Genomic DNA, 17,307 nt, shown 5'->3' on the forward strand with positions numbered 1-17,307 from the left:
ATCAAGCGAGTCAGCTACGGATTCGGTTGTTTTAGTAGCTTTAGATTAAGGATTCATCTAGTATTCGGAATTAAAAAGGCTGCCTAATCATAATACGATTAGGCAACCTCAGACAGCCGATTACCAACAACAGTTGACAAAGAGCCAAATAAGGGTTGCGAAGGTCGCCAGGGTGGCGGCCTTTTTTTTGCATGAGGTGGGCAAGGACACATTAACGATGAATGCGCTAATCCCAGAAGTGGTTTAGGGCCTGCTTGGGTTCGCGGTTAAAACGATAGTTCTAGGGGATTGGGTGGTGGCATGTTATGCTGGGAGCAGCATAACCGAGAAGGCTTGTAGAGAATACTGGTAGTGAGTATAGATACTACAACGATGAGGAAGGAGGCAGGTAACGGTGGAGACTTTAAGAGTTCCAGTCAGTGCCAAGGTCATTCAATGGGCAATTGCACATGGCGAGAAGTCCGCAGACGAATTGCGGCGGAAATTTCAGCTGGCTGCGTGGTTACATCCGCGGACCGCTACCGACTTGCCAACCTTTCAGCAGATTCAGAGCTTCAGTCACGAGACGCGGGTGCCCTTTGATTATTTTTTCAGGGACCGGGTTCCGGAAGAGGAGTATGCGTTTACTGCACTGAGAACAATCAATGCTCCTGCAGAACAGCCGAGTCGGCGACTGGTTGAGACAGTTTATACCATGGAAACGCGGCAGGCGTGGATGACGGATTATCTGTTGGAACAGGATGACCACTCGCAATTTCAGTATTTACGAGTGATTGATGAGGGAATGTGTCCGGCTACCGCAGCCAAGAAGGTGGCTGACTTGTTGGCCTTGTCTGGCTTAGTTGAGATGAACGACGCTGACTTCTTGACGGCCCTACGAGCAAGTGTCAGTAAGCTGGGAATTCTGGTGATACAAAATGGCGTTGTCGGAACTGATAGCCAGCGGCCACTACCTGTCGCCGAGTTTCGGGCGATGGCGCTCAGTGATGAGGTCAGCCCGCTGATTTTTATTAATGATACCGATAACGAGCAAGCCAAGGTGTTTTCGCTACTCCATGAACTCATCCACGTTTTGCTTGGGTACAGTGAGATTCTAAACGCCTCGCTGGTAGATGATGTGGTGAGTGAACGGTGGGTTAATCAGGTCACGATGAATGTGCTGCTGCCGGAAACGGCGGTTTGTGCGGCGCTGGCTAACGGTCGTTCCGTGGTAGATGGTTTGAAGTTTCTATCACGAAAGTATCATGTTAGTCTGATGACTGCGGCAACTCGGCTACAGTCGTTAGGAGCTGCTGATCACCCATTAGTTAACTGGGTGCGAACCGAACAGCAGCGCTTAGACATGGTTGAAAGGGCGGACTCTGGGCGAAACCGGCGTGAGGTGGACTGCTCGCGAATTGATTTGCGCTTTGCTAAGGCAGTCATTGACCGCGAGGCTAGTGGTGAGTTGCCAATTGCTTCAGCGGCGGCGATGTTGGACGTTCCGTTGCGGACGTATGATGGTGTGGTGGATGCGCTGATGGGATAGAATCCCAGCAGTAATGATAAGTTTAGAAGTCTGTGAGGACTAGGGGAGTAGTCTCTTAGCTTAACGCTGTACATAGAAGCTGAGGAATGGGGGGAGACATAAAAGTAAGGTAACAGCTAAACCCGTTCCCTGATGCTTGGATATAATTGTTTGTTTAACGAAAAGCGTCCCAAATTATAGCTAATCTGTCCCAAAACGTGTTATACTCTAGGTAATCCTAAAGGTTGAGTTATGTGGAGGTATGTAGGGATGAAGAAGCAAGAGGTTTTAAACTTAATTAGGTACTACGCAGAAGATAATGATGCAGGATTTCGTGATACGGCCTATGGAATTGCAGATGAATTTGATAAAACAGGTGATTCGCAATTGGCGGAGTACATCATGGCAACTCTGTCTAATACAAACACGTTTGTGCCTCAGGCAGAATCCGATTCATTTCAATTTGTTCAGCGTGTACAGTTGGAAAACGATGCAACCTTACCCTTACCAGATAGCATCAAAGATGATCTTCTAGGAGTCGTCAACGCCATTCGGCATAATATGGGAATTAATCGTTTTTTATTTGAAGGAGCGCCAGGAACAGGGAAAACGGAATCGGTAAAACAGGTAGCGCGTATCCTGAAACGGGACTTATTTCAAGTTTCAATCGATGAACTGATTGATAGTCATCTAGGTGAGACTGCTAAGAATATCAGCCAATTATTCAAGGAAATAAACCAGTTGCCTCAGCCGAGTCGGGTCATTATTTTATTTGATGAATTAGACTCGCTGGCTATGGATCGGACTAATAGTCATGATGTTCGTGAAATGGGACGGGCAACGACGGCCTTTTTAAAGGGACTCGATAGCTTGAATCCTCAGGTTGCGTTGATTGGGACAACTAACCTTATCCAATCGTTTGATAGGGCATTGCTACGGCGCTTTAACTCAATTATTAATTTCAATCGTTATACACAGCAAGATTTGCTGGAAATTTCAGAATTGATTTTGGAAAAGACATTAACGCGTTTCCCCAACACGGGTAGAAATGTTCGCTTGGTCAGGAAAATAATGGCCTTAATGCCAAAGTTACCTTATCCGGGTGATTTGAAAAATTTAATTGAAACTTCGGTGGCATTTAGTGATCCGGAGAAAAAATTTGATTATATTCCGCGGCTGTATCGGGCGGTGACCCATATGGACCCTAAGGATTTGTCCAGACTGGAAAAACAAGGATTTACGATTCGGGAGATTGAATTATTGAGTGGCGTATCACGGAGTACGGTTTCACGTGAACTGAGAGGGGATAGTCCAGTTGAATGATAGCGTTCGATTAAAGGGAGATTTTTTTCAGAAGAGCAGTTCCGGCAAACCTGGCTCTGCCCAATTACCTGCGGGTGAATCAGTGATAACTCAGCACCTGATTGATCTGAAGGGAAATATTAAGACGTTGATTGAATTTTGGCGAGATAATCGCGTTCTGAAGTCAGGCGTAATTGTGTCGGCGTATTACCGTGAAGTAGTCGCCAAGAGCAATCGAATTGGCGCATTGCTTCTTGATGCTTCAGGAGATCCTAGTGATTATATTATCGGGGCCAAATTTACTGATGATGATACGAATCCCAAACATATAATTACGTACAATGTTAGTCTAGCGGCTTTGGAAGAATCGGTTCGCCGATTGGACGTCTGCGCACGGATCTTGACGCGTGATTTTTCTGGAGAGATTAATAAAGAAACGCTCATGGCTATCAATGCGGGGCAGATAAGCCTGGATACCTCAGAACTTGCCAAATCTAATTTTGCTAAGGTAATTGTGGATGCTTTTTATGTCGAACGCTTTGATTTGGACCAATCAGCTGAAACAATCGAGCAAGCGGGGATTGTTAGTGTCTATGATATTGGTGAAAATACGCAAGAGTTATTACAGCGATTGGGTTTGGACGTTGCTAATCGAAGCTTTTTAGGCAAGACCACGTTTTACGCAACGGAGGCACAATTTAACTTGCTGAAAAGTAAGGCACCATATCTAATTTCGATGTCTGTTAGCGACTTGGCGGACTACAAGCTGACTGACGAAGAGCAGCCGATTTCGTCGAAGCCACTAACAATTCCGCAGCCTGGTATCGAGCCAACCGTTGGGGTTATTGATACGGTATTTGATGGGGATGTCTACTTTAGCGATTGGGTTGAAGACCATGATTTAGTAGCAACAGACATTCCAGGCGTGAACAGTCCTCATGGAACTGAAGTGACATCAATTATCGTGGATGGTCCTAGCTTTAATCCTAGTCTGGATGATGGTTGTGGTCGATTCAAAGTGCGGCACTTTGGGGTAACCAGAGGTGGGGTAACCAGTTCATTTACTATTCTGAAGGCAATTAAAGAAATCGTATCGACTAATACGGATATCAAGGTTTGGAACCTTTCCTTGGGTTCACCACGGGAGGTCAATCGAAATTTTATTTCACCTGAGGCTGCCGTATTAGATGAATTGGAAAATCAATATGATGTGATTTTCGTAATTGCTGGGACGAATAAAGGGAGACAGAAGCCAGTACCTGAAATTATTGGGGCACCAGCAGATTCAGTTAACTCTTTAGTGGTCAATGCTGTTGACTCCTCAGGAAAAATTGTTGGCTACGCGCGTCGGGGGCCGGTCCTGTCTTTCTTTTCTAAGCCGGATGTTAGCTGCTTCGGTGGAGATGATAAGCATCCTCTAAGAGCTTGTACAGCAATTGGCGAGGCATCTGTCATCGGAACTTCCTTTGCGGCACCCTGGATTACACGAAAAATGGCCTTTCTGATCAACGTGATGGGGTTTAGCCGAGAGGTTGCTAAGGCTTACATCATTGACGCCGCCATTGGATGGCAGAAGGATGGTCAAGATTCTCGCTTCCTGGGCTTCGGGGTGGTACCCACTGACATCAAACAAGTCTTACAGTCGCAAAACGATGAGATTCGTTTTGTTCTAACCGGTTTGTCAGCATCCTACGATACCTACAATTACAATATCCCGGTGCCGATTACTGATGATAAATTCCCTTATTTAGCTAAAGCCACGTTGTGTTATTTCCCTGGTTGTTCTCGTAATCAAGGCGTGGATTACACGAACACAGAATTGGATCTTCATTTTGGTAGGCTGAGTTCGAATAGCTTAAAGTCAATCAACGACAACAAGCAAGGCGAGAAGGGGCACTATGATCTGAATGAGGAGAACGTTCGCAAGAATTTTCGTAAATGGGACAATATTAAGCATATTGGCGAGGAACTTAAGCCGAATGCCCGGGCACGGAAGAAGTACGATCAACCATTGTGGGGAATTAGTCTGAAGACAAAACAAAGAATGAGTAACGTTCCCCGTGAGAGAATCCCATTTGGCATTGTAGTAACGTTGAAAAATATCTACGGCGATAACAAAATCGAAGAGTTTAAGCAAAACTGTCGGTTGCGAGGCTGGCTGGTCAATGATATCAATGTTGAGAACCAGATTCAGGTTAATGCTGAGGCGGAGACTGATATTCATTGGGATTAAGAGTAGTCGGGTGCAATGAAGCTAGCAATCATGTCAATTATGGTAATTTTATGAGGGGGTAAGGGATACGACTGAAAATTTTGAAAAATCCAGGTTGCCTATGGAAAAAGCCACAGGCAACTGGAATGAACCAAAAGTCAATGAACGTGTCGGGTGGCTTAACAATGAGAGACTAAGAAAGGGCAATTACAATGCTGATTTGAACACTGCAATGGGAAGCAATTATTTTGCGAAGAAGTCATGGCCCACTTCTTTGACAGCATCTTTAGGAATCTCGTCTCAGCGAGGTTCATCGGTAGCTAAGCTGGTTGGTCAGAGAACGACTTCTGAGTTGCTTTCCCAAGTTGAAAATAGGGAAAAGGCGCTTATAGAAATGGCTAACCCCAGTACTAACCCCAGCCAAAGACAGTATGATTTTATGCGAAGTTTGAGGGGCTCTACTTTAGGACAGGAGTCACTAGCACTGACCAAGAATCCCCTTACTGCATCTAACTTGGTAGAATCTGATTCTTGGAGTAGGCGGTTTAGCACCATGGGTGATTTAAAAGATTTGCAGGCAGGGATAATTCCTATGGGAATGGCTCAAAAGCAAGCTTATGCAGCCATTCATTCGCTTGTTAAGAGTACTGATATCACAGATACATTAGGAAAGTCATGGACGAAACTTGCTTCTTCGCCACTCGGTGACAAAGCAATTGCAACACAACCTCAGAGAGCCATTAGTACTCTTGCAAAATCTTTTGCTGGCGCTGGTGCGCTAAAACATGTTGGGACGAGTGGTATTGCTTCGCTAAGTAGAATTAGTTCAAAAGATTTCACAAGTCATTTCAGTCATCAACTGGCAACGGAAGCTATGCGAGGCCGTGGCTATAAAGGTAAAACTATAAGCAGCTGGCTTGATGCTGTGGGCACTAACTACCTTACTAATTCGGATTTCTACGTTTCGGCTACCCCGTTGATTAAAAAGTATGACGATAGCGCAGAAGATAAAACCGAATCTATTTCAACTCTGATTTCTGTTGCTGCAACTAAAGATCTCCTGGGTGTTGCAACAGCTGTTCATAAGCGGCTGGAAGTGACTGAAGAGGAATTAAGAGAATTACAATCATATCTTGCTGAATCAGGGTATTTTGCTTTGGAAAATCCTGTGGCACGACAGATTAGGGACTACTTTTTGAATATAAAGGTAGCGCCTCAGCGCATTGATGACATCTTGTTCCATGGTAGAGTACGAAATTCAAAGGAACAAGAACGGTCCTATACGCAATCAGAGCTAGAAACGGTTGCTCCTTGGGGGGTATCAGGTGCTGGGAGATTCAATGAAGCAAATCATCCGTTGTACTATACTTGTAGTGATGAAGGTACCCTTTCGGAAGAATTGAAAGTGACAGGGCAGGAAAACGAGACGTATGATGTTTTAAAATTCTCCATTGATCGTGAAATGAAGGTATTAGATCTTTCCAAGGAAAATCATGCTTTAGTAAGCTATTGTTTACAAAAAGTACCCAGTCTTGGGAAATTTTCTATACCTGTAGAGTATCAAATCCCTATGTTTATTGGTGCCTGTTTGCGGCAAAACCGAAATATTCAAGCCATTAAGATTAGGAGCGTAGTTTCACCTGGTGCAATTAACTATATATTCTTTGAGCCACCTTTTGGAGAGTACGTTGATTCAAGTCTTAGTGAAGTTCATGCAGGTCTGCAAGGAACACCGGTGAATGACTAGCGTCACCAGTTAAAGACAAAAAGCCCGCGAAAACCAAGAGGCCAAAAACCTCTCAGTCCATCGCGGGCTTTTCATTTACATTTGGAAGAAAGGGCTACAGTCCCTTGTGGTAGTTAGAGAATTTGAAACGGTGTTGCGATTTATTGCGCAGTCATGGTGCTGCTGCCGGACGTTAAGGCGTAGCTGCCGGCTGCGTTGTAGGTCAACGACAAGCTGGTGCTGCCGAAGGTGAGGCTAGTTGGCAGAGATGACGTGCTCAAGGTGTACTTGGTGTAGAGGGCGTCACCGGCAGAATTGGTGGATTGCGTCGTGCCGTCTGATTCGTAGACGGGAACGTAGATGGTGTTCAATTTGGCCGCAGTCAACGCATCGCTCAAGCCGCTTTGGGTGGCCACCGTGCCACTAGCGCCTTGGTAATCGGCCGTGAAGTTGGCTTGGGCCTTGGCAACGGTCGTGCTGCCATCAGAGGCCAGCGCACCGGTTGTGGACAAGGTATCGTTCTTTCCAGTCGTTGCGTTCAGCGCGTAGGAAGAGGCAATCGTGATGCCGGCGTCCGCGTTGGCGGTGACAGGTACGGTCACGCTAGTTCCCCAAGTGGTGCTGGTCGTGACGTAGGAGTTAGACGAGTTGGCTAAGCTATAGCCGGCTGGCAAATAAGTCGAGGAGGCGATATCACTGTTGACGCTGGTAACATCGGCGCTGGACAGTGCCTCGCCAGATTTGGCATCGCTAGCCGTGATCAGCACGCCACTCTTAACGCTCTTGCCAGTGGAGCTGTCCACGTAATTGACCGTGATACTCTTGGCGCTGGTGATGGTGCTGTTCTCACCCGTCTGCAGGGCGCCCGCGTAAATCCAGCCAGAGATCTTGGTATTGTTGTTATCGGTGACGTGGTAGTACAGCGAGCCTTCCTTAGTCTTGGTGACCGCGGAGTCGACGGTAAATGAGTCAGAGGCCAGCGCGGACGTACTGTTGATGACCTTGGCCGCCTTGTATTGGGTGTATTTCGGCGCATCCCACAGCGTGTTGGTCTTGCCAGGGTTCTTTAAATAGTAAGTTTTTGTTGTAGGCGTCGTGGCCGTAGTTGTGGTGTTAGCTGATTCGATACCACCCGCAAACGTTCCGGCAGTCTTCCCACCGTAAATGTAGCCGCGGTATTTACCATCCATGGAAACGACCCGGTAGTAAACGGAGCCGCGGTTAGTGGTTTTCTGACCGTAAGCGCGGAAGTAGCTCGCAGACTTCTTAGATGAGGCGAGGCTCGCCATGGTCTTCTTGGAAGCCACGACCTTGGCGCCCTTGACCGTGCCCGGCTTGGTGTACAGGGCGTTGGTCCCGGTGGATTCGACGTTCCGTGAGGTGGCCGCCGTGGTTAATTTGGTATAGCTGCCCGCCTTGGCATAGGACTTGGCGGAAGCCGTCGTGGTCGTGGCCGCTGCGACCCCAGCCAAGCTGAGCGTTGCGAGACCTAAGTAAAGTGATTTTTTCAAATTGGTTTGCATAGAATTCTCTCCTTTGGTGTGCAAGTTAAGTTCTGCCTTAACTGGAGTCAGTATAGCAAAGGATTGGGCGGATTTTGCTGCCGGGGCGGGTTTTGTGCAGTGGGGATGACCTGGGGATTTGCGTGTGTGGGGTCTGGGTGGTGGCTGGTGACAGCGGATATAAGGGCGTGAGAAAATGGCCTGATCAACGGGCCGAGTTTGGGTAAGTATTTTAGCTGGTGAATGATTTGGCGGTTACGGAGAAATTTTCGGTGGTGGCGTTTAGGTTGGGTTAAGTTTGTTTTCGGTTTGGTTAAGGGGGAGGGGGCGGATGAGATGCCTTGTGATGGGAATCGGAACCTGGTAAACTAGCGGCAAACAACTACGTGAAGGCAGGTGTCAACATGTTCATCCGTCCAATTGTATTGGCGAAGTTCGAAGGGCAGTCGCTGGCTTATCATTTTGTGAGCGTAAAACCAGAGAGCGTTCTGGCAAAACGCCGTCATCACGGACAGTGACATTTTGAAATACCTCCAGCTGAGAGAATCTAAAAAATGCAGGTGACCGCCAATGACGACGATTACCTGCATTTTGTGTTACATAGCTTTTAACGATACCACGGCCTGTGATTGGAAGACTTGGTCAAAGTCTGGACCCACTGCGAACCAGTCGGAGTGACTCAGGAGGCCTTGTAGTGCGACCAGCAAATCGGCGGGATCGTCTTTGGCGAGTACGTCGGCGAAGATGGATTCGGCGTAGTATTCGCGTTTGCCAGTGGTTTCATCCTTGTCATGCGTTCCTTTCCAGGCTTTCAGGCTGGTGGTGGCATCGATGGTCAGGACTTGGTTATTAGCGAGTGTTAATTTGATGGACATTGGGGCACCTCATTTTTAGTTAGTAGGCCTAGTTTAGCGTATTTTGGGGTGAATTGGTATTGATTGATGTTGATTCATTTTAAAACAAATACTAGGAAATCCTTTAGAATGTATGCTATTATACCTATAGCATACATTTTGTATGGAAATGGAGGATATTTCTATGTTTACGGGCCTGCATCTTGAAAATTATAAATCGTTTAGAAAAGTTGATATTGACCTTAAAAAGAATAAACTTCCCAAAAAAATGATTGCAATTTATGGTGAAAATGGTTCTGGTAAATCCAACATTGTCTCGGCGTTTACTAGCTTGAGCCAGTCATTGGACACTGTGAATAACCAAGCCAACCTAGCGAAGTTGCAGAAGGAAATTGCGGATTCGTCAGAAGAAGATGTAACGCAGATTACGCCTAAGAATGTGTGGTTACAGTTGTTGCGTTCTGGCAATGTGACGAACACGTATTTACCACGGATTTTTGCGGACGCGGGAATGATTGGCTCGAAAGCGCCCGTCGTTTTGCGATACAATTTTAATATTGATGGTAACACGGGTTATTATCGTTTAGTTTTTAACCAGAGTGAACGGGGAATCTACTTGGCTGAGGAGAGTCTGTATTATCTGATCAAGCGCTCAAGTGGGACGCTTTTTAAGATTACGGGGGATGCTGATGGTAAGATGAACTTACAGTGGAGTCCCAGCTTGTTTAAGAAGGGGGCAATGCTTGATTTAGTTGAAAATGAGACGCAGCGATTGTGGGGGAAAAATAGCTTCTTGGCTGTGTTTAACAGCATTCAGTTAGATAATAATCACCAATATCTCAAGGATAATGTCTCAGCCAATTTTTTACACGTTTTAGAACGATTCAATCACGTAGCCTTTCGTGGTGATAACGGCGCGAGCGTTAATAATTTCCGGCTACTATTACGGAATATGTTGCGTGGCCAGATCCTAGAGAGTGCTGAAAATCAGCGTATTTTAAAGACGACAGAGATAGCGTTGAATAAATATTTTGTGCCGCTGTACAGCGATATTTACCAGGTGTTTTACCGAACACAGGGAAATAGTCAGGACCGGCTGAATTATGAGCTGTTTGAGAAAAAGCGCATTGGTGGCGAAAACATTGAGGTGCCCTTCCGACTGGAATCAAATGGGACAAAGCGTCTGTTGGATTTATTCCCGCTGTTTTTAAATGCAGTTCATGGCGAAACGGTCATTATTGACGAAATTGATCAGGGAATTCACGACTTACTGATTGATCGTTTAGTTGATAGTATCGAAGAAGATATTCAGGGACAGTTAATCTTTACAACTCACGATACGCAGGTGATGAAAGAGTTGGAGCCCTCAGCGGTGTACGTTATTCAAAGTGATGTTGCTGGGAATAAACAGGTCGTGAGCTTGTCTAAAAATGGCAAAGCGAATATTGCGGCCCACAATAATATTCAGAAGATGTATTTGAACGGTTACTTCGCGGGCATACCTTATGCTAACGACGTAGATTTTGAAGATATTTTGAGCGACTTACAGGTGCCGACAGATGGGGAATAACCTGGGGAATGGGACCTGTGCTGTCGTGATTTGTCACGGTCAATCGGAGTATTATATGGTTAACAGTATTAAGCAGGCGTTGCGATTAAACATGGGTGTATTTGCGAGAGACAAGGGAAAAAGTAGCATTCAAATTGCCAAGCTGCCTGATATTTTCCAGAATGAAGTTTTCCGGAATGTTAAAAAGATAACCCAGGAGTATCCGACGATTGCGTATCGCAAGAAGGAATTGGACAGTTGTCTTATCTATACTTTGATGGACGTTGATGATTGTCATGATCTATCTGTCCGCAATAATTATCTGAAAGGACACTTGTCAGGACTGGGTGCGCACGAGCTGAAACCATATATCCGACCGATTTACTTCAAAGAAAATTTTGAGGATGTCTTAAAAGATATTAAATTCCAATATGTTGCCAAGACTAATCGTGATAAACAGAAGTATCTTAAGGTATTTGATCCGGCTTCAGGCTTAATCGCAGATGTTACGCGCATTACGGCGATGCGTGATGCGTGTGCGAAGTCGACCAAAACGAATCTTGATGAGTTTTTAACGTATTGCTTAGCACATCAATTTAAACTGAATTAACACTAAAGCTGATGAGTCCGAAAAAGAAGGATTCATCAGTTTTTTCTGTTTAGGGTATTTTAAAGTTTAGCATCCCCACCACTCATGCCGAAACCAAGCAATCTCCTGGACAAAAAATAGCGCGTCTCGGTAAGACAGCTGGGCGGTATCAAAGAGGAAAAAGATGTCGCTGGCTTGATAAATATCGTCATAATAGCCACGCAGAGTAGCGGCCAGGTGGTTAGCCGCCAGATAAGCCAACAGCGTGTGGTGTTTATCGCTAGTCGCAGCGTAGGTCAATGGCGTATACGTGAAGCTGGTCACCAGCCCGTAGCGCCGCAAGTAAGTCAGGACTTCCGGCGCGGAGTAGAGCTGTTCTGCCAGGCAGTAGTGAATCAAAATGATGGGGGTCGCGGGCCGCGAAATAGGCATGCGCATTTTCACACTAGTCGCCTCACTCGAGAACTAAAGACGACCTGGCTTCAGCCAAGTCGTCTGCCAACGGGCTCACCACAGTCAGTCGGCCAATCGCAACGACGGTCCGGACCGTGGTGGGTTTACTGAATCAAGCGGTATTTACGAGAATTTAGGTAGTCGCCAGCCGCCAACGACAAGTACGCAGATCGTTGCCGTCACGGCGCGGTGGGTGAAATCCCTGGAAATCCTTTCGTGTTTGGCACCCATCGTTATGTGTAGAATAGCACATTCTGTGGTCGCCGGCGGCAGGAACAGCCAGGTGGCTGGACGTTAGGAAACTGTCGCGGCACAACTATTGGCAAGGCGATTAGCCGACAGTGAGAATGGGCCAGACCGTGGGTAGTCAAGCCAGATGTTTACCGATGGTCCGGACTATTTTCACTGCCGGTCATTGGGTTAGCAAATGGTGGTGCATAACGATTTGGGCACCAGGTAACTGAGTGGATCAATGGCTCAGTGGATGAAACGAAAAAGCTTGGCGCGACTGGACAGCCATGTTATGCTTGCGGCACTCAAGCATAACTCATTGCGCAGGGGGGCGGTCAAAAATAACTGGCTAGCCCTCGGAAAATGAGGGCGTCTCTCATTATCAAAAGAAAAATTTTGGGGAAATCTGGCGTTGCTAGTTACTTGGTAGTTCTGGTTGCAGCGACGATTTTATTTATTTTGTTATATCAAATATCATTATTTATATAGATTATTTTCAATAGGCTATTCCAATTTCAGGGCAGTTCTTGGTATACTGATTGCGTACAACTATTACATTTTCTAGGGGAGAAAAATATGCAATCACAATTAGCAAAATCATTGTACTTGGGATTGGCTGCGCTGAGTTTAGGCGCCGTGGCAACGGTGACCACGACCGCTACGTCAGCGGACGCCTCTTCAAAGGCGAAGATCGTATCCAAGTCGGCCTTGGGTAAGAATAGCAAGAACGTTGAAGTTACGGGGACTAACGCGATTTACACCAAGCCGGGGACGGTGCGCGGCGCCAAGCTGGTTGCCAGCAAGAAGACGGTCAAGAAGTTGGCTAACTCCAACCATTCGAAAGACTACTTCCGCGCTTACCACATGGCCGTGACCAACAAGGGGACGGTCTACTACAAGATTGTGTCCATGAACGGCAAATACCGCGGTTACATCTACGGCGGCAAAGTAAAGGGTACGATTGGTGCCGGCATCAAGGAAGCCCAAACGGTCAAGGAAGCAACGATGCCATCACGGACGGCTGGTTTCCACATCAAGAACGTCAAGAAGAACACGCTTTGGACGGCACCACAACACACGACTTACAAGGCCCACAAGGTCAACATGTATGGTACGACCAAGGAAGATACTTTCACCGTTTCCAAGGCTGAGACCAAGACCAAGGAAGGCTCCCTGTACTACTACGTGACTTCCGATAAGAATTCGGATGTTTCGGGGTGGATCTTTGCGGGTAAGGGTTACAACGCCGGTGCCACGACTCAAGAATTGGGTGGCCTTTCGATGACGATGGCTGAAGCGGAAGCAACCAATAACAACAGCGTCAAGATTATGTATCGTGACGGTTCTAAGCAAGTTGGTGAAGCAACCTGGATCAACTCGGCTGCTGGTACCAAGGCGGGCGATAAGGTTAACACGACTGCAACAAAGGCTACAGACGCCAAGACAGAACCGAAAAACGTTGCCGGTCTGACTTTAAAAGACTTCATTTCTAAGAACGTGCCAAGTGGTTTCTCAATTGATTCTGCTACGGTTGCTACGTTGGCTGACGGTGCTACTTATGGAAATAATGTGTACGCTGATGTTAATGCTGCAGCTACTTCAAAGATTAAGATGGTATTGACGACGGTTAATGCTAACGGTAAAGTCGTTAGTGGTGCGTTGACTGGGAATACGCAGTTAACGACGGCCGACTTAGCAATTGCGCTAGACAAAGACACTGTTTCAGCGTTGACCGGTAAGCAAGGCATGCAAATTGGCGATAGTCTGACAACTATTGAAAAAGGCTTGAATAGCGCCGTTAGTGACAATGGTATTAACGGAATTAAGACATATACTGATAATATGGGTACCCAATATCATTACAAGTTTAAGTTTGAAAAAGGTTCCTTCAATGGGAATAACAAGACTGCATTCTACGGAGATGTTCTGAAAGCGAACTTTACTGCTGAACTTGTAGAGGGAGCAGTAAATGAAAAGGCACCTATTGTGGATGTCTTTGCCTAGATCAGCCTGACAGCATTAAGTGACACTCGGTTCTAAGTAATCGCTTAGAATTCACAAAAGCCCCTAATCACGAAACTTCCCGTGATTAGGGGCTTTTTAGCTGGTATAAACCCGTATGAATGAGATTAAGAATATCTAAATAAGCGTAATCTCGTATAATCTTTGGTATACTAGGACTGTTAACAAACAATCTTATATTTTCAGAGGAGACAACACAAAATGAAGTCAAGTTTAACAAAATCACTTTACGTTGGTTTAGCTGTATTGAGCTTAGGCGCCGTTGCTACGGTATCGACGACTGCTAATGCCGCTTCCAAGGCAAAGGTTACTTCCAGCAAGACTTTAAAGACTGCTGGCGAAACTCGTAACGTTGAAGTAACTGGGACGAACGCCCTTTACTCCAAGCCAGGGACTGTCAAAGGCGCCAAAGTCGTTGCTTCCAAGAAGACGATGAAGAAGTTAGCTAACTCCAAGAAGTCAGCTGATTACTTCCGCGCTTACTACCAAAAGGTTACCAACAAGGGCTCCGTTTACTACAAGATCGTTTCTATGAACGGTAAGTACCGTGGTTATATCTACGGCGGTAAGAAGGAAGGGACCTTTGCTGGCGGTGTTACTTCTGCTAACACGACTAAGACGGCTAACTTGCCTGCTGACACGACCGTTTATTTCACTAAGCCAGGTACTGGCAACGTGACGTGGACTGCACCAAAGAACACCCAATACAAGGCTTCTAAGCAGGTTAAGAATACAACACCATTCGCTAATGATACATTGACGGTTACTAAGGCCGCAACGAAGACCCGTGAAGGTTCACTTTACTACTACGTTGAAGATGCCCAAAACCCAACAATCAATGGTTGGATTTATGCTAAGGCTGTAACCGCTACGAAGCCAGCCGTTGATACGTACAATGAAAAGACTGACGTTAAGGTTAACTTGAAGTCTGCTGATGGCACGGTTATCAAGTCAACTGTTTTAAGCAACTTGACTGATAAGGACGGCAAGGCTTCAACTGCCAAGGGTACTGATGTTAGCGCTAGTGCAGCTAAGACTGCTACTAATAGCTGGGGCAAGAGTGTTTTAGCTGGTACTGGCTATACTTACACTGCTGCTGACTCAGTTAACAAGACGGCATTAGCTTCAGCTAAGACTGGTGACACCATCAGCTTAATCGTTAACAAGAATGCTGATGCTGCTATGAAGATTCAATTTTATGGCTTAAATTCAGATCAAACTAAGGGCGCTGATAAGCTGACTGCTTACAGCAAGACTGCTAGTGCAACAACTGTTGTCTTCCCAACAGTTAGTGCAGCATTCACGGGTGCTGAAGACGCTACCTACACGGCCAGCGACTTACAGACCTACTTGACCACTAATAATTTGACGACGTTGTACACACCTTCTTACACGGCAAACGGTAAGCAAGTTTACACGAAGTACACGTTCAACAATGCAGTATCAGGTACCTACAGTAAGACGGCTAATGCACAAGCATTCTACACTGCTACGGTCGTAGATGGTGCGTCACCTGTTGATACGCCAACTAATTCTGTTACAAGTGCTAACTACTTTGCATAGATTAGTGAATTAGATAAAACGAAAATCCTCGTCCAAATCCGGACGGGGATTTTTTACGTCACGCGAAAAATCTAACAACCGGGCAACCGCAACTGGACCGGTAGACTCTTCTTGCAGAGGTCCAGGTGTTGGCAAACGGCCGTGTACAAATCATCAGCGTAAATAAACGGCGTTAAGTCGTCGCTTTCTAGTCGGTAGCACAAAAGTTGTTTGACCTCAGGGGTCAGGGCGATTTGAGCGGCCTCCATTTGCCAGTATGCCATCGGGGAGACCCGGTAGTAAACGGCAGACGCCAGGACAGAATTCCATTCGATGCGTTGACGCACACAACGCAAAATATCGGCGTAGCTGTGGTTGGCAGCGGGATCGCTCATCTGGACGACAGGGTCTGCGGTGGCGCTGTCGGGCCAGTTCATGCCGCATTGACGGCGACGGGTGGCCAGCTCGTTGTCACGGGCGCGGACGATTTCAACCAGTGCCGACTTGAGGTGGGTGACCTGGCACAGCTGCCAGACAGTTTGAACGCTCAGTTCGTAAGCTTGGCAAATCAACGTTAACAAATCATCGTTGGGCCGCACAATATTATCTCGTTCCAGTTCGGACAGGTACCAAGCCGGCACATCCGCGTCACGCAAGACTTCTGCGGCCGTTGCGCCGTCTGCGAGAATTAAGCGGATTTGCGTTAAAACAACGCCCAAACTGTGCCGTGTCATGATCATCGAACTCCTCCTTTATCATCTTTGCCCAGTATACCAACCTTTTATGGCACACACGTGAAAGAATCGTGAGAATATCCGAATAAATACGATATAAAAATAATTATAGTTCGAGTTATCCAGAAAGAATAATTGTCCCCCGAAACACTTAATCCGCGTACTCTTTCCGATATAACAGCATTTATAAAAAGGATCTACCAATGCATCTTTCTTGCTATTATTCGTGTTTTGTGAGAATCTATAGCCGGGTCAAGAGAAACCCAGGTAGCAACGCCGCTGAAATAATCCCTCGGTGAATTACTATGGTTGAAATTTATTGGGAAGGTTTGACACCTGAACTTCAAGCACGCGTCACCCGTGAAAATAAGATTGACCTGACACAGTTACGGCCGAGTGATGTGACGCGGGTTGCTCACGACCATCCGCTAGAAGTCGATTGGTCCACGATTCTGTTCATCAAGAATTTTCGCACGGAGAATCAGGAAACAGACACCGTCATTTGGACGGCCAGTGAGGGTTTCTACCGCACGCAGGCGTCCCCCAACGAATTGCTGACAGAGCTCAGCAATGTCAGTGCCATCAGTTGGCGGGACATGAAGACTGAGTTGGGTTATCTGAAGTTGAGTGGGCCCATTCCCTTTGTGATTGGGCCGACCATGTTGGTCTCCACGGAACGACCGCTACGGGGAAACAACGTCAGCTGGGTTGGCGGTCAGGCGGTCCGGACGGTCAGATCTGCCGGGACCGGTCGCGTTCAGGTGGTGCTGACCAATGGGGTAGTGGCAATTTTTCACGACACGGCCACGCGGTTACGCAAAAAGCTGGATGAAGTGCAGACGCTACAAAACTTTGAGCAACAGCGTCGGCACCTGGCGGATAGCCAAAACGACCTGGTCTATGGCCGGACTTTCGATCAGACCTTACTGGCCTATCCGGTTTACCGCGACCAGCAACTCTTATGGGCGGCGTTCAAGAAGACCGGCTATCAGATGGGCTTGAATGATATCGCGCAGTTGCTACGAGAAATTTCTGTCTGTGACCCGCGTTCGTGGCATTTGACCGACGAACGCTGAAACAACTG

Annotated in this window: 13 protein-coding genes; 9 read left to right on the forward strand and 4 right to left on the reverse strand. The window is 46.6% G+C overall.

Translation table 11 applies throughout. The features are described 5' to 3' along the window. Nucleotides 1–394: 394 nt before the first annotated feature. The 4 genes from EKM83_RS11030 (at nucleotide 395) to EKM83_RS11045 (ending at nucleotide 6,768) form a co-directional block, all read left to right on the forward strand. On the forward strand, nucleotides 395–1,528 hold the full coding sequence (locus tag EKM83_RS11030) for an ImmA/IrrE family metallo-endopeptidase (RefSeq protein ID WP_125577404.1): 1,134 nt from the start codon (nucleotides 395–397) through the stop codon (nucleotides 1,526–1,528). A 249-nt stretch (nucleotides 1,529–1,777) separates the two neighbouring features. Beyond that, nucleotides 1,778–2,830, forward strand: a complete 1,053-nt coding sequence (locus EKM83_RS11035; RefSeq protein WP_125577406.1) for an AAA family ATPase — start codon at nucleotides 1,778–1,780, stop codon at nucleotides 2,828–2,830. After that, nucleotides 2,823–5,042, forward strand: coding sequence for a S8 family peptidase (locus tag EKM83_RS11040; RefSeq protein WP_125577408.1), 2,220 nt, complete (start codon nucleotides 2,823–2,825; stop codon nucleotides 5,040–5,042). Before EKM83_RS11035 ends, EKM83_RS11040 begins: the two co-directional genes overlap by 8 nt. Nucleotides 5,043–5,142: 100 nt before the next feature. Next, nucleotides 5,143–6,768, forward strand: a complete 1,626-nt coding sequence (locus EKM83_RS11045) for an RES family NAD+ phosphorylase (RefSeq protein ID WP_125577410.1) — start codon at nucleotides 5,143–5,145, stop codon at nucleotides 6,766–6,768. A gap of 140 nt (nucleotides 6,769–6,908) precedes the next feature. Here EKM83_RS11045 and EKM83_RS11050 read toward each other — a convergent pair whose 3' ends face one another. Both EKM83_RS11050 and EKM83_RS11055 read right to left on the reverse strand, forming a co-directional pair. Further along, nucleotides 6,909–8,270, reverse strand: coding sequence for an S-layer protein (locus EKM83_RS11050; RefSeq protein WP_125577412.1), 1,362 nt, complete (start codon nucleotides 8,268–8,270; stop codon nucleotides 6,909–6,911). A gap of 575 nt (nucleotides 8,271–8,845) precedes the next feature. Further along, the gene (locus EKM83_RS11055; RefSeq protein WP_125577414.1) at nucleotides 8,846–9,124 is read right to left on the reverse strand and encodes a hypothetical protein; all 279 of its coding nucleotides are present in this window, start codon (nucleotides 9,122–9,124) and stop codon (nucleotides 8,846–8,848) included. Between the two features lie 142 nt (nucleotides 9,125–9,266). On the opposite strand from EKM83_RS11055, the gene EKM83_RS11060 reads away from it, so the two are divergent. Beyond that, the gene (locus EKM83_RS11060) at nucleotides 9,267–10,673 is read left to right on the forward strand and encodes an AAA family ATPase (RefSeq protein ID WP_125577416.1); all 1,407 of its coding nucleotides are present in this window, start codon (nucleotides 9,267–9,269) and stop codon (nucleotides 10,671–10,673) included. A gap of 55 nt (nucleotides 10,674–10,728) precedes the next feature. After that, complete coding sequence (locus tag EKM83_RS11065) at nucleotides 10,729–11,262, forward strand: hypothetical protein (protein ID WP_164505662.1); 534 nt, start codon at nucleotides 10,729–10,731, stop codon at nucleotides 11,260–11,262. A 66-nt stretch (nucleotides 11,263–11,328) separates the two neighbouring features. On the opposite strand, the gene EKM83_RS11070 is transcribed toward EKM83_RS11065, so the two are convergent. Beyond that, nucleotides 11,329–11,685, reverse strand: coding sequence for a hypothetical protein (locus EKM83_RS11070; RefSeq protein ID WP_125577420.1), 357 nt, complete (start codon nucleotides 11,683–11,685; stop codon nucleotides 11,329–11,331). A gap of 816 nt (nucleotides 11,686–12,501) precedes the next feature. On the opposite strand from EKM83_RS11070, the gene EKM83_RS11075 reads away from it, so the two are divergent. Further along, complete coding sequence (locus tag EKM83_RS11075) at nucleotides 12,502–13,929, forward strand: S-layer protein (RefSeq protein ID WP_164505663.1); 1,428 nt, start codon at nucleotides 12,502–12,504, stop codon at nucleotides 13,927–13,929. A gap of 219 nt (nucleotides 13,930–14,148) precedes the next feature. After that, nucleotides 14,149–15,510: a hypothetical protein gene (locus EKM83_RS13555; protein ID WP_125577422.1), complete on the forward strand. Its 1,362-nt coding sequence runs from the start codon at nucleotides 14,149–14,151 to the stop codon at nucleotides 15,508–15,510. Between the two features lie 71 nt (nucleotides 15,511–15,581). Here EKM83_RS13555 and EKM83_RS11085 read toward each other — a convergent pair whose 3' ends face one another. Continuing rightward, entirely contained in the window at nucleotides 15,582–16,223 is a 642-nt protein-coding gene (locus EKM83_RS11085) for a hypothetical protein (protein ID WP_125577424.1), read from the reverse strand. A gap of 305 nt (nucleotides 16,224–16,528) precedes the next feature. On the opposite strand from EKM83_RS11085, the gene EKM83_RS11090 reads away from it, so the two are divergent. After that, complete coding sequence (locus EKM83_RS11090; protein WP_125577426.1) at nucleotides 16,529–17,299, forward strand: hypothetical protein; 771 nt, start codon at nucleotides 16,529–16,531, stop codon at nucleotides 17,297–17,299. Nucleotides 17,300–17,307 lie beyond the last annotated feature (8 nt).

It is taken from the genome of Levilactobacillus angrenensis, assembly GCF_003946085.1.
Taxonomy (GTDB): Bacteria; Bacillota; Bacilli; order Lactobacillales; family Lactobacillaceae; genus Levilactobacillus; species Levilactobacillus angrenensis.